Source organism: Janthinobacterium salmonicoloratum (assembly GCF_051380845.1).
Classification (GTDB): Bacteria; Pseudomonadota; Gammaproteobacteria; order Burkholderiales; family Burkholderiaceae_D; genus Janthinobacterium; species Janthinobacterium lividum_F.
This window is the reverse complement of the sequence record NZ_JBNYXV010000004.1, coordinates 102034-115169: the sequence shown is the minus strand read 5'-3', so window position 1 is coordinate 115169 and position 13136 is coordinate 102034. Positions and strand designations below refer to the sequence as shown.

The following is a 13136-nucleotide window of genomic DNA, read 5'->3' as shown; positions in this document are numbered from 1 at the left end:
ACAAGTTTTCGCTCGGTGATCATAAAAATGGCTACAATTGTCGCCGACATTACGTTTACGTAAACGTAATGATGGCATCATGCACCATGCAACCATCAGGCGCCGGGAACACGGCCCTTATCACTCAGGAGATTTCATGCAGATTCAGGACAATGTATTCATCATCACGGGCGGCGCATCAGGTTTGGGCGCGGCCACGGCGCGCATGCTGACGGCGGCGGGCGGCAAGGTCGTGCTGGCCGACGTACAGGCCGAGGCGGGCCAGGCGCTGGCCGCTGAACTCGGTGGCGTGTTCGTGCAGTGCGATGTCACCTCGGAAGAAGACGGCATGGCCGTGGTGGCCGCGGCGACCAAGCTCGGTACCTTGCGCGGCCTGGTGAACTGCGCCGGCGTGGCGCCGGCCGTAAAAACCGTGGGCAAGGATGGCCCGCATCCGCTTGCCCTGTTCCAGAAAGTCGTCAACATCAACCTGGTCGGCACTTTCAATATGTGCCGCCTGGCGGCCGATGCCATGGCCAAGCAGGATGCCACCGTTGAGGGCGAGCGCGGCATCATCATCAACACGGCTTCCGTTGCGGCCTACGATGGCCAGATCGGCCAGGCCGCGTATGCGTCGTCGAAGGCGGCCGTGGTGGGACTGACCCTGCCGATGGCGCGCGACCTGTCGCGCAACGGCATCCGCGTGATGACGGTGGCGCCCGGCATTTTCGAAACGCCGATGCTGCTGGGCATGCCGGCCGAAGTGCAGGACGCGCTGGGCAAGATGGTGCCGTTCCCTTCGCGCCTGGGCAAGCCCGGTGAATACGCGCAACTGGTGAAAGCCATCGTGGAAAACGTCATGCTCAATGGCGAAACGATCAGATTGGACGGCGCGATCCGCATGCAGCCGAAATAAGTCCGGCGCGATTTGATGTAGGATACCCCCGTATGGGGCGTACAGCCTTGCTTGGCTGTGCGCCCTTTTTTTATCGGAGAATCCATGATCACATTGAAGCCGCTGGCGCTGAGCCTGACCTTGCTGGGAGCGCTCGCTGCCAGTCCCGTATTTGCCGAGGTGCCGCAAAAGGCGCCGGAAATCGCCACCGCGTATGCGGAAAAATCGGGCTGGGCGGCGCAGAAATTCATGGTTGCCGCCGCCAATCCGCTGGCCGCCGATGCCGGCTACCAGATGCTGAAGCGGGGCGGCAGCGCCATCGACGCGGCCATCGCCACGCAACTGGTACTCACCCTGGTCGAACCGCAATCGTCGGGTATCGGCGGCGGCGCTTTCCTGCTGTACTCGACCGCCAAGGGCGTGCAGGCCTTCGACGGACGCGAAACGGCGCCTGCCGCCGCCGATGAACACCTGTTCCAGAATGCGGACGGCAGTCCCGTCTCGCGCGCCACGGGCGTGGTGGGCGGGCGTTCCGTGGGCGCGCCGGGCGTGCTGCGCATGCTGGAACTGGCGCACAAGGAGCATGGCAAGCTGCCGTGGGCGACCCTGTTCGGTCCTGCCATCAAGCTGGCGCACGGCGGCTTTCCCGTCAGCCAGCGCCTCAACGGCCTATTGAGCTGGGACCAGGCATTGAAGCGCGACCCTGTCGCCGCCGCGTATTTCTATGACCAGGACGGCAAGCCCTGGTCCGTTGGCCACGTGCTGAAAAACCCGCAGCTGGCGCGTACCCTGCGCGAGATCGCGCGCGGCGGCGCTGACTCTTTTTACCAGGGCCGCATCGCGCGCGACATCGCCGCCAAGGTGGCCTCGCATCCGACCAATCCGGGCAAGCTGACGGCGACCGACATCGCCGGCTACCGGGCCAAGGTGCGTGAACCCGTCTGCAGCGACTACAAGGCCTGGACCGTGTGCGGCATGCCGCCGCCATCGTCGGGCGGCATCGCCATCGCGCAGATGCTGGGCATGCTGGAAGTGAAGGATATCCGGCCGTATGCGCCCGTCGACGGCGTGCTCGACGCGCAAGCGATCCACCTGTTTTCGGAAGCGGGGCGCCTGGCCTACGCGGACCGCAACCGCTACGTGGCCGACACGGACTTCGTGCCCCTGCCGGGCAATGGCGTCGTCTCGATGCTCGATAAAACCTACCTGGCGCAGCGCGCCTCCCTGATCGGCGACAAATCCATGGGCCGCGCCTTGCCTGGCACGCCACCCGGCATGCAGGTGGCGTGGGGCATGGACAACGCCTTGCAGCGCCCGTCGACTTCGCACCTGGTGGCCGTGGACGCCTTCGGCGGCGGCCTGTCGATGACCACCAGCGTGGAAGACGCGTTTGGTTCGCGCCAGATGGTCGATGGTTTCCTGTTGAATAACCAACTGACGGATTTCTCATTCGATTCGCGCGATGCGGACGGCCCGATTGCCAACAGAGTCGAGGCGGGCAAGCGCCCGCGCAGCGCCATGTCGCCCACCTTGGTATTTGAAAAGGGCACGCACAAGCTGGTGCTGGCGACGGGTTCGCCCGGTGGCTCGTCCATCATCAATTATGTCGCCAAGGTGCTGGTCGGCACCATGGACTGGGGCCTGAACGTGCAGCAAGCGATCAACCTGCCGAACTTTGGCAGCCGCAACGGCCCGACAGAACTGGAAAAGGGCCGCGCGCCTGCAGCGCAAGTCGAAGCGCTGCAGGCGATGGGCCACGAGGTGCGCGTCATCGAGCAGAATTCCGGCTTGCAGGGCATCATGCGCCTGAATGCGCACGGCAAGGACTTCTGGTTTGGCGGGGCCGATCCGCGGCGTGAAGGCATGGTGCGGGGCGACTGAAATTTCCACAAAGTATCCAGACCCTGCTAATCTGCCGGCATGGGAATGCAAAATAAAACAGGCTTGATACTCACGGGAGGAGGCGCCCGTGCCGCCTACCAGGTGGGCGTGCTGCAGGCGATTTCGGCGATTCTGTGGGAAGCGGGTTGGGCACCGGCGCGCAATCCGTTCGACATTATCTGCGGCACTTCGGCCGGCGCCATCAACGCCACGGCGCTGGCCTGCCGCGCGGATAACTTCGGCGAAGGCGTGCAAAAGCTGCTCGACGTGTGGCAGCACATCCAGGTCGAACAGGTCTACCGCGCCGATTCGCTGGGCGTGATCCGCTCGGGCGCGCGCTGGCTGTCGCTGCTGTCGTTCGGCTGGCTGCTGCGCCAGTGGCATGCGTCGCCGCCCAATTCCCTGCTCGACAATACGCCGCTGGTCAGCCTGCTGCACCGCATGCTCGACCTGCCGCGCCTGGATGCGGCCCTGGCCGACGGCTTGCTGCATGCGCTGGCCGTGACGGCGTCGTCGTATTCTGGCAGCCGCCACATGACGTTTTACCAGACGGCCGGAGATATCGCGCCGTGGGTGCGCACGCAGCGTCTGGCCCTGCCGGACCAGATCGGCGTCGAACACTTGCTCGCCTCGGCCGCCATCCCTTTTATCTTCCCTGCCGTGCCCCTGTACGTGGGCGGCCAGCGCGAATACTGCGGCGACGGTTCCATGCGCCAGCTGGCGCCGATCTCGCCGGCGATTCACCTGGGCGCGAACAAGGTGCTGGTGGTGGGCGCGGGACGCATGGCGGAACCGGCGCCCGCCGCGTCCGAATCGGCGCGCTATCCGAGCCTGGCGCAGATCGCCGGCCATGCGCTGTCGTCGATCTTCCTCGATGGCCTGGCCGTCGACATCGAACGCCTGAACCGCATCAACCTGACCCTGTCGATGCTGCCGCCCGAGTTGTTGGGCAAGACGGCCTTGCGGCCGGTGGAATTGCTGGTCATCGCGCCGTCCGAGCGGCTCGACGCCATCGCCAGCCGGCATATCGGCAGTTTGCCGCGTCCCATCCGCACCATGCTGTCGGGTATCGGTGCGGCCGAAGCGCGCGGTGCGGCGCTGGCCTCGTATTTATTGTTCGAATCGACGTATACTAACGAACTGATCCGTCTTGGACAGCGCGATACGCAAGCCCGCAAGGATGATGTCCTGGCGTTCTTTGGTTCCTGAGACGGCCCTTGGAGCGGCGTGCGGGTTTTTCGCGTTTTTTTTGACAGGACGATTGTGCTGGTATTTCGACGTGTTTTCGATGTTGCCTTACTGTTAATTCTGCTGCTGGGCGGCCCGGCTGCCGCGGCGCCTGCGCCCACCCTGCGTTTCGACCAGCTCAGCGTCGACCAGGGCCTGGCGCAGGAATCGGTGCTGGCCATCGCCCAGGACCGGCAGGGTTATATGTGGTTCGGCAGCCAGTCTGGCCTGAGCCGCTACGATGGCTACCGCATGGTCGTCTACAAGAATATCGAGGGCGACAAGACCAGCCTGGCCGACAACTGGGTCGGCGAACTGCATGTCGACAGCCAGGGCCAGTTGTGGGTCGGTACCGACAATGGCCTGGACCGCTTCGACGCCGCCAGCCAGACCTTCATCCATTACGTCCCTGCCGAGAAGAGCAAGCGCGGCAACGGCAACCGGCATATCCACGCCATCCTCGACGATGGCGCGCGCGGCTTCTGGATCGCCACCTCGGACGGCTTGCAGCATTTCGACCCCGCCACGGGCGTCTTCCGTACCTGGCACCATGAAGAGGGCAATCCGCACAGCCTGGGTGACAATGAAATCAAGGCGCTGGCGCTGGACGCGCAGCAGCGCCTGTGGATAGGCACGGTAACGGGCCTGGACATGCTGGCGCCGGGCAGCGAGCGCTTCGAACATTTCGCCGTCGACACGGAGCCCGGCTCGAAGTACAACGTGATCCAGTCGCTGCTGATCGACCGCCAGCAGAACCTGTGGATAGGCACCATGGCCGGCGCCGAGCGCTGGCGCCTGGGTGGTGCCGGCCAGCCGCCGCAGGTAAGAGTGCGTTTCGGTGAGAAGCATGGCTTTTCCGCCATCCGCGTCGCCAGCCTGTACCAGGACATCGACGCCACCGTCTGGCTGGGCAGCAATGCCGATGGCCTGTTCCGATGGCTGCCCGGGAGCGATACCTTCCTGCAGTACCGCCACCAGACGGGCGATAAATTCAGCGTCGCCGACAACCAGCTGTCGTCGCTGTACCGCGACCGCGCCGGTACCTTCTGGGTCGGCTCCTGGTACAACGGCGTGAGCCGGGTCGACCTGGGCAGCGGCGGCTTTTCGCGCATGGCGCGCGCGCCCGGCGACGTGGGCGCGCTGGCGGACAAGAAAGTGCGCGCCGTGGCCGACGCGGGCAATGGCAAGCTGTGGCTGGCCACCAAGGGTGGCTTGAAACTGTACGACACGCGCGACGGCAGTTCGCGCCTGTTCGACCTGCGCAGTTCGCCCGGCATGTCGCGCGACGAGCAGATCACCACCCTGTACAAGGCGCCGGACGGCACCCTGTGGGTGGGCGGCTCCACGGGCTTGCACCGCTTCGATCCGGCACTGGGGCGCTTCTTCACCATGCGCTTTGCCGCCGGTGACCCGAACAGCGATACCATCCGCAATATCGTGAGCGACCGCAGCGGCATGCTGTGGGTCTCGACGCGGGGCGGCGTGCACCGCTTCGATCCCGTCAGCAAAGGCTTTACCACCTACCGCCACGACCCGGCCAACCCGAACAGCCTGTCCGACAATATGGTGCGGCCCGTGCTGGAAGACGGCAAGGGGCGGCTGTGGATAGGCTCCTTCCACGGCCTGGACTTGCTCGACCGCGCCAGCGGCCACTTCCGCCATTTCCGCCACGATCCGCAAAACCCGCATAGCCTGAGCCACGACGAAGTGCATTTCCTGCACGAAGACAAGCGCGGCGTGCTGTGGGTGGGCACGGCCAATGGCTTGAACCGCATGGACATCGACGCCAAGGGCGAGATCCGCTTCCGCCGCTTCTTGCGCAAGGATGGCATGGCCGACGATGCCGTCGCCAGCATCCTCGGCGACGACAACGAGCAGCTGTGGCTGAGCACGAATAGCGGCATCACGCGGCTCGACATGCGCAGCGGCCTGTTTCGCAACTACGACAGCGCCGATGGCACGGTGGAAGGCTCGTACTTCGATGGCGCGGCCCTGCGCGCGTCGGATGGGACCATGTATTTCGGCGGCTTTAACGGCATGACGGCGTTTGTGCCGCAAGATATCCACGACAACCGCGTGCCGCCGCTGGTGGCCATCACGGAGCTGCAGATATTCAACAAGCCGGTGGCAATCGGCCGCGGCGAGTTCGCGCACGTGCTCAGGACGGCCATCGACCATACGCGCAAGCTGGTGCTGACCAGCCGCGAAAGCGTCTTTTCGCTGGAATTCGCGGCCCTGCATTTCGCCGCGCCCCAGCGCAACATGTTCGCCTACCGGCTCGAGGGCTTCGACCAGGACTGGGTCATGACGGATGCGGGCCGGCGTTTTGCCACCTACACCAACCTCGATGCCGGCAACTACGTGTTTCGGGTCAAGGCGGCCAACAAGGACGGCGTGTGGAACGAGAGCGGCGCCACCCTGGCCGTCACGATCCTGCCGCCGTTCTGGAAAACCTGGTGGTTCCGCACCCTGATGGCGGCGCTGCTGCTGGGCGTCGTGTATGGCGCGTACCGCCAGCGCGTGCGCGCGCTGCGGCATCAGCAGAATGAACTGGAAAAGCAGGTCAGCGAACGCACGGCCGAGTTGCAGAGCAAGGAAATCGAAGTGCTGGCCCAGTCGGAAAAGCTGGCGCAAGTCAACAGCAGCCTGACGAAGAACGAGGAAAGCCTGCGCCAGGCCAAGCGCAAGGCCGAGGACGCGACGCGCCAGAAGTCGGAATTTTTGGCCAACATGAGCCACGAGATGCGCACGCCGCTGGCCGGCGTGATTGGCATGCTGGGCTTTGCCCTGCGCGACGGGCAGCTGCACGACGCCACGCGCGAGCAGATCCTGCGCGGCCAGGCCAATGCCCAGTCGCTGCTGGTGATCATCAATGACTTACTCGATTTTTCCAAGATCGAGGCGGGCAAGCTGAGTATCGAAAACATCGACTTCGCGCTCGGTGCGGCCATCGAGACGGTCGTCAGCCTGTTCGAGGAGCAGGCGGCCGCGCGCAGCATCGGTTTCTCCATCGATTTCGCGCCCGACCTGCCGCCCTTCGTGGTGGGCGACCCGACCCGCTTGCGCCAGGTGCTGGTCAACCTGGTCGGCAATGCCTTCAAGTTCACCCAGCGCGGCGGCGTCAGCGTGTGCGTCGAGCGGGCCGGCGTGGCCAGCGGCAGCGGCGGACGCCGTGTCAACCTGATCCGCTTTACGGTCAGCGACAGCGGCATCGGCATCGACGCGGAGGCCATGGCGCGCCTGTTCCAGAAGTTCGAGCAGGCCGACGCCAGCACCACGCGGCGCTACGGCGGCACGGGACTTGGCCTGGCCATCTGCCGCCAGCTGGTCGAACTGATGCATGGCGAGATCGAGGTGGCCAGCACGCCGGGGCAGGGCAGTACTTTTGCCTTCACCTTGCCGCTGGCCGATGGCGTGGCGCCGCCGCTGGTGCCGCAGGTGGCGCTGGCGCCGCACAGCCACCAGTTGCGTGTGCTGTGCGCGGAAGACTTCCCCACCAACCAGATCATCATCCGCGTCATGCTCGAAGAACTGGGGCATAGAGTCGACGTGGTCGCCAACGGCGTGCTGGCGGTGGCGGCCTGCGTGCATACGCGCTACGACCTGATCCTGATGGACGGGCGCATGCCGGAGATGGATGGGGCCACGGCGACGCGATTGATCCGCGTGGGCGGCTGGCCCGACCAGCCCGTGCGCGACCAGGAACTGATGATCGTGGCCCTGACGGCGAATGCCAGCGAAGAAGACCGCAGTCGCTATCTTGGCGTCGGCATGGATGATTTCCTCAGCAAACCGGTGGACGAGGCGGCGCTGCATGGCTTGCTGGCGCGCGCCATCGAGCGCCAGCTGCAGCGCGGTTTCATGTTGCCGCGCATGCCGTCCGACGCGCCGCGCGCCGCCGCAGGGGGGCAGGCAGAACTCGATGCCTTGTTCGGCATCGCGCCGGCAGCTCCCGTCGCGGCACCTTCCCCGTCCATCCGCAGCAGCGAACTGCAACGGCGCATCCGCGTCGCTTTCGTTGCCGACCTGGAAGGGCGCCTGCGTGAACTCGATGCCGCCCTGGCGGCGCAGGACAAGGACAACGCCGGGCGCCTGCTGCATGGTTTGAAGGGCAGCGCCGCCTATCTCGATGAAACGCAGCTGCACATGCTGTGCACGGAAATGGAAGAGGCGGCGGACGGCGGCCGCTGGACGCAGGTGGCCTTGCATTTGCCGCAATTGCGCGCACTGCTGGCGCAAATAGCCGTTTCGGATGAGAAGATGTAAAATAGGCAATGCCGGCCATCGAGCGCGCGGTGAAACTGGGTAGTATACGGCCAGGCCCCTGACGCTGCCGGCAATGGAGAAAGCAATGAAAGTACTGGTGGTTGACGATGATGTCGTGTCGCGCATGGTATTGATGCATCTGATCGACAGCTGCGGCGTGCACGATATCGTGGAAGCCGAGGATGGCGCGGCAGCGTGGGAGCAGCTCGAAGGTGGTTTGCGCCCTTCGCTGTGCTTTTGCGACTTGCGCATGCCACGCCTGTCCGGCATGGAGCTGCTGCAGAAAATCCGCGCCGACAGCGCGCTCGATGCCATGCCGCTAATATTGGTATCGTCGGCCAATGACCAGGACACGGTGCGTGACGCCGTGCAGGCCGGTGCTGCCGGCTACATCGTCAAGCCCTTCCAGCCGGAGCAGGTGCGTCAGCATATCGACGCCTGCTTCGACGTCTCGGCCTTGCCGGCCGAGGCGCCGCGTGACACGCTGCAGCGGCTGGGTATCGACAGCGAACGCCTGCTGGCGTATCTGACGGGCTTCCAGGGCCAGATAGTCGCCGCCAGCGAACAGGTCGACGCCTTGCTGGCGCGCGGCGAACCGGCCCAGGCGCGCCAGCAGCTCGAACGGCTGCACCTCGGTTGCCGCACCCTCGGTTTACATGGCGCGGAAGCTGGCATGATGGCCCTGCTGCAGGCAGCGGTACTCGATGGCGAGGAGATGCAGACGGCCCTGGCCGCGCTGGCGCGCAGCGTGGCGCAGCAGGTGCGCCGGCTGCGGCAACAGGACGACCCTGACTGAATCTGCTGTTTTTCGCTTGCTGGAAAAATACTTTAGGTTTAAAGTATCTGCTTCCGGGCCTTGTGCACGCGCCCGTCACCAGCCAGGATGAGCATGAGCAGCGACCCTTCGCCTACCACCGCATCTCCCCAGGACGACTTTGCGCGCACGCATTTGCCGCCGCGCGCACTCTGGCCGCAGCTGTGCCTTGATTTACCCGAGCTGCAGTATCCGCCGCGCCTCAATTGCGTCGCCGCGCTGCTCGATGCGGCCATCGGCAAGGATGGCGGCGGGCGCACCGCCATCCTTGCCGATGGCCAGCGCTGGACTTACGCCGAGCTTGCACGGCAAGTCGACCGCATCGCCCACGTGCTGCGCAGCGACCTGCGCCTGATCCCCGGCAACCGCGTGCTGCTGCGCGGCGCGAATACCCCGATGATGGCGGCCTGCCTGCTGGCCGTGCTGAAAGCCGGCTGCATCGCCGTGCCCACCATGCCGCTGCTGCGCGCGCGCGAACTGTCCACCATCCTGGCCAAGGCGGAAGTGAACGCCGTGCTGTGCGCGCAGGGCTTGCGCGCGGAGCTCGATGGGGTGTCCGGCTTGCCGGCCATGTTGTGTTTTGGCGCCGATGGCGCCGAACTGGAACAGCGCATGGCCGCCCACGATGCACCCTTTGCCGCATGCGATACGGCGGCCGACGACGTCTGCCTGATCAGCTTTACCTCGGGCACGACGGGCGTCCCCAAAGGCACCATGCACATGCACCGCGACCTGCTGGCCATCTGCGACTGCTTCCCCCGCTCCATGCTGCAGGTGCGCGCCGACGATATCTTTATCGGCACGCCGCCGCTGGCGTTCACCTTCGGCCTGGGTGGCTTGCTGTTGTTCCCCCTGCGCTTTGGCGCCGCTACCGTACTGCTGGAAAAACTCACGCCCGATAGCTTGCTGCGCGCCATCGGCGCCTATCAAGCCACCATCTGCTTCACGGCGCCCACCTTTTACCGCCAGATGACGCCCCTGGCTGCCAGCCACGACGTGCGCAGCCTGCGCCTGTCCGTGTCGGCCGGCGAGGCGCTGCCGCTGGCCACGCGCGACGCCTGGCAGGCGGCGACGGGACTGGCCATGACGGACGGCATCGGCGCTACCGAGATGCTGCACATCTTCATTTCCGCCACGGGCGAGGGCATCCGCCGCGGCGCCATCGGCAAGGCCATTCCCGGCTACCAGGCGTGCATCGTCGACGATGCGGGCGTGCCGCAGCCGCCCGGCGTGACGGGCCGCCTGGCCGTGAAAGGCCCTACGGGTTGCCGTTATCTGTCCGACCCGCGTCAGCGCGAGTACGTGCAGAACGGCTGGAACCTGACGGGCGACACCTTCGAGATGGATGCGGACGGCTATTTCTATTACTGCTCGCGCAGCGATGACATGATCGTCTCGGCCGGCTACAACATCGCCGGCCCGGAAGTGGAAGAGGCGCTGCTGCGTCATCCGGCCGTGGCCGAATGCGGCGTGGTCGGGCGCGCCGATGCCGAACGTGGCCAGATCGTCGAAGCGCACGTGGTGCTGAAGGACGGTTTCCAGCCCAGCGACCTGCTGGCGGCTGAACTGCAGGACTTCGTGCGCCAGCAGATCGCCCCGTATAAATACCCGCGCGCCATCCGCTTTCTGCCTTTCCTGCCGCGCACGGAAACGGGCAAGCTGCAGCGCTTCAAACTTCGCACGGATACTCCATGAATATTGTCTGCATCGGCGGCGGTCCCGCCGGCCTGTATTTCAGCCTGCTCATGAAAAAGCAGAACCCCGCGCACCGCATCACCGTCATCGAGCGTAACCGTCCGTACGATACGTTTGGCTGGGGCGTGGTGTTTTCCGACCAGACCCTGGGCAACCTTGCCAACGCGGACGAGCCGACGGCGCGCGCCATCCTGCAGGCGTTCAACCACTGGGACGATATCGAAATCCACTTCAAGGGCGAGACCGTGCGTTCTGGCGGCCATGGCTTTTGCGGCATCGGCCGCAAGCGCCTGCTCAACATCCTGCAGGCGCGCTGCGAGGAACTGGGCGTGGAGCTGGTATTCGAGACGGAAGTGCAGGACGACCAGGCCATCGCGCGCCAGTACGGCGCCGACCTGGTGATCGCCAGCGACGGCTTGAACAGCCGCATCCGCGCGCGCTATGCGGCCAGCTACCAGCCCGAGGTCGACCAGCGCCATTGCCGCTTCGTCTGGCTGGGCACGCGCAAGAAATTCGAGGCCTTCACGTTTGCCTTTCGCCAGACACCACACGGCTGGTTTCAGGCGCATATCTACCAGTATGACGGCGAGACCTCGACCTTCATCGTCGAAACGCCCGAACACGTGTGGCGCGCGGCGGGCTTGGATACCATGAGCCAGGAAGAGGGCATCGCCTTTTGCGAAGCCCTGTTTGCCGAGGAGCTCGATGGCCATGGCTTACTGAGCAATTCGCCGCACTTGCGCGGCTCGGCGCAGTGGATCACCTTCCCGCGCATCGTCTGCCGGCAATGGGTGCACCAGCAGGATGGCGTTCCCGTCGTGCTGATGGGCGACGCTGCTCACACGGCGCATTACTCGATCGGCTCGGGCACCAAGCTGGCGCTGGAAGACGCCATCGAGTTGGCGCGCTGCTTCGGCCAGCACGGGGATACCGATGCTGCGCTGGGCGCCTACCAGCAGCTGCGCGCCATCGAGGTGCTGAAAATCCAGAGCGCGGCGCGTAATTCCATGGAATGGTTTGAAAACGTCGAGCGCTACAGCGCCATGGAGGCGCCGCAGTTCGCCTATTCCATGCTCACGCGCAGCCAGCGCATTTCGCATGAAAACCTGCGCCTGCGCGACCCTGCCTACGTGGCCGACTATGAACTGTGGCTGGCACGGCGCGCGGGCGAACAGGCTGGCGTGGCGATGCGGGACGAGGCCCTGCCGCCCATGCTCACGCCGTTTCGCCTGCGCGGCGTGCTGCTGAAAAACCGCATCGCCGTCTCGCCGATGGCGCAGTACAGCGCCGTCGATGGCGTGGCGGGCGACTACCATCTGATGCACCTGGGCGCGCGCGCCGTGGGCGGCGCGGGTCTCGTGTTTGCCGAGATGACCTGCGTGTCGGCCGATGCGCGCATCACGCCCGCCTGCCCTGGCATGTACAGCGAAGCGCATACGCAGGCATGGCGCCGCATCGTCGATTTCGTGCATGCCAACAGCGACGCGAAAATCGCCCTGCAACTGGGTCACGCGGGGCCGAAAGGCTCGACGCGGCCCATGTGGGACGGCATCGACCTGCCGCTCAGGGAGGGCAACTGGCCGCTGCTGGCAGCCTCGGAACAGCAGTACCTGGCCGGCGTATCGCAAACAGCGCGTGCGGCCACGGAGGCCGACTTGGCGCGCATCGAGCAGGACTTCGTGCGCGCCACCCTGGCTGCGGCCGTCGCCGGCTTCGACTGGCTGGAACTGCATTGCGCGCACGGCTATCTGCTGTCGGGTTTTATCTCGCCGCTGACCAACCGCCGCACGGACGAGTATGGCGGCAGCCTGGAAAACCGCTGCCGCTATCCCTTGCGCGTGTTCCGCGCCATGCGCGCCGCCTGGCCGCAAGATAAACCGATGAGCGTGCGCATCTCGGCCCACGACTGGGTCGAAGGCGGCATCACGCCCGACGATGCGGTCGTCATCGCGCGCCTGTTCAAGCAGGCGGGCGCCGACCTGATCGATTGTTCCTCTGGCCAGGTCAGCAAGCTCGAACAGCCCGTATACGGACGCATGTTCCAGGCACCGTTCGCCGACCGCGTGCGTAATGAAGCCGGCATCGCCAGCATGGCCGTCGGCTCGATTTTTGAAGCCGATCACGCCAACAGCATCATCGCCGCCGGGCGCGCCGACCTGTGCGCCGTGGGCCGGCCGCACCTGGCCAACCCGGCCTGGACCCTGACGGAAATGGCGCGCATCGGTTACAGCGGCGCCGGGGCAGGCGCAACTTGGCCGAAACAGTACCGGCCGGGCCAGCAGCAGCTGGAACGCAATCTGCAGCGCGAGCGGCAGCAGGCCGCCGCCAATACGGGCCTCACCCCGCAACAGGTGGCCGCGCGGCTGCTGGAAGGATGAC

7 protein-coding genes are annotated in these 13136 nt (G+C 65.6%); all 7 read left to right on the top strand.

Annotation, left to right across the window (positions count from 1 at the left end; genetic code table 11):
• Positions 1-136: 136 nt before the first annotated feature.
• Positions 137-895, top strand: a complete 759-nt coding sequence (locus tag ACQ4WY_RS20095) for a 3-hydroxyacyl-CoA dehydrogenase (RefSeq protein ID WP_436505541.1) — start codon at positions 137-139, stop codon at positions 893-895.
• An 84-nt stretch (positions 896-979) separates the two neighbouring features.
• Positions 980-2755, top strand: coding sequence for a gamma-glutamyltransferase (gene ggt / locus ACQ4WY_RS20090; RefSeq protein ID WP_436505540.1), 1776 nt, complete (start codon positions 980-982; stop codon positions 2753-2755).
• 39 nt (positions 2756-2794) lie between these two features.
• Complete coding sequence (locus ACQ4WY_RS20085) at positions 2795-3964, top strand: patatin-like phospholipase family protein (RefSeq protein WP_436505538.1); 1170 nt, start codon at positions 2795-2797, stop codon at positions 3962-3964.
• Positions 3965-4018: 54 nt separating this feature from the next.
• Entirely contained in the window at positions 4019-8248 is a 4230-nt protein-coding gene (locus ACQ4WY_RS20080; RefSeq protein WP_436505537.1) for a hybrid sensor histidine kinase/response regulator, read from the top strand.
• An 85-nt stretch (positions 8249-8333) separates the two neighbouring features.
• The gene (locus ACQ4WY_RS20075; protein WP_436505536.1) at positions 8334-9044 is read left to right on the top strand and encodes a response regulator; all 711 of its coding nucleotides are present in this window, start codon (positions 8334-8336) and stop codon (positions 9042-9044) included.
• Positions 9045-9137: 93 nt separating this feature from the next.
• Positions 9138-10757: an AMP-binding protein gene (locus ACQ4WY_RS20070; protein ID WP_436505534.1), complete on the top strand. Its 1620-nt coding sequence runs from the start codon at positions 9138-9140 to the stop codon at positions 10755-10757.
• A complete protein-coding gene (locus ACQ4WY_RS20065) occupies positions 10754-13135 on the top strand; it encodes a bifunctional salicylyl-CoA 5-hydroxylase/oxidoreductase (protein WP_436505533.1) in 2382 nt (793 codons plus the stop codon). The genes ACQ4WY_RS20070 and ACQ4WY_RS20065 overlap by 4 nt, the downstream gene beginning before the upstream one ends.
• The last annotated feature ends 1 nt before the right edge of the window (position 13136 follow it).

Excerpts from the sequence above, each read along its gene's own strand:
- ACQ4WY_RS20075 (WP_436505536.1), top strand. The coding sequence starts at position 8,334 with ATGAAAGTACTGGTGGTTGACGATGATGTCGTGTCGCGCATGGTATTG.
- ACQ4WY_RS20070 (WP_436505534.1), top strand. The coding sequence starts at position 9,138 with ATGAGCAGCGACCCTTCGCCTACCACCGCATCTCCCCAGGACGACTTT.
- ggt (WP_436505540.1), top strand. The coding sequence starts at position 980 with ATGATCACATTGAAGCCGCTGGCGCTGAGCCTGACCTTGCTGGGAGCG.
- ACQ4WY_RS20095 (WP_436505541.1), top strand. The coding sequence starts at position 137 with ATGCAGATTCAGGACAATGTATTCATCATCACGGGCGGCGCATCAGGT.
- ACQ4WY_RS20085 (WP_436505538.1), top strand. The coding sequence starts at position 2,795 with ATGGGAATGCAAAATAAAACAGGCTTGATACTCACGGGAGGAGGCGCC.
- ACQ4WY_RS20065 (WP_436505533.1), top strand. The coding sequence starts at position 10,754 with ATGAATATTGTCTGCATCGGCGGCGGTCCCGCCGGCCTGTATTTCAGC.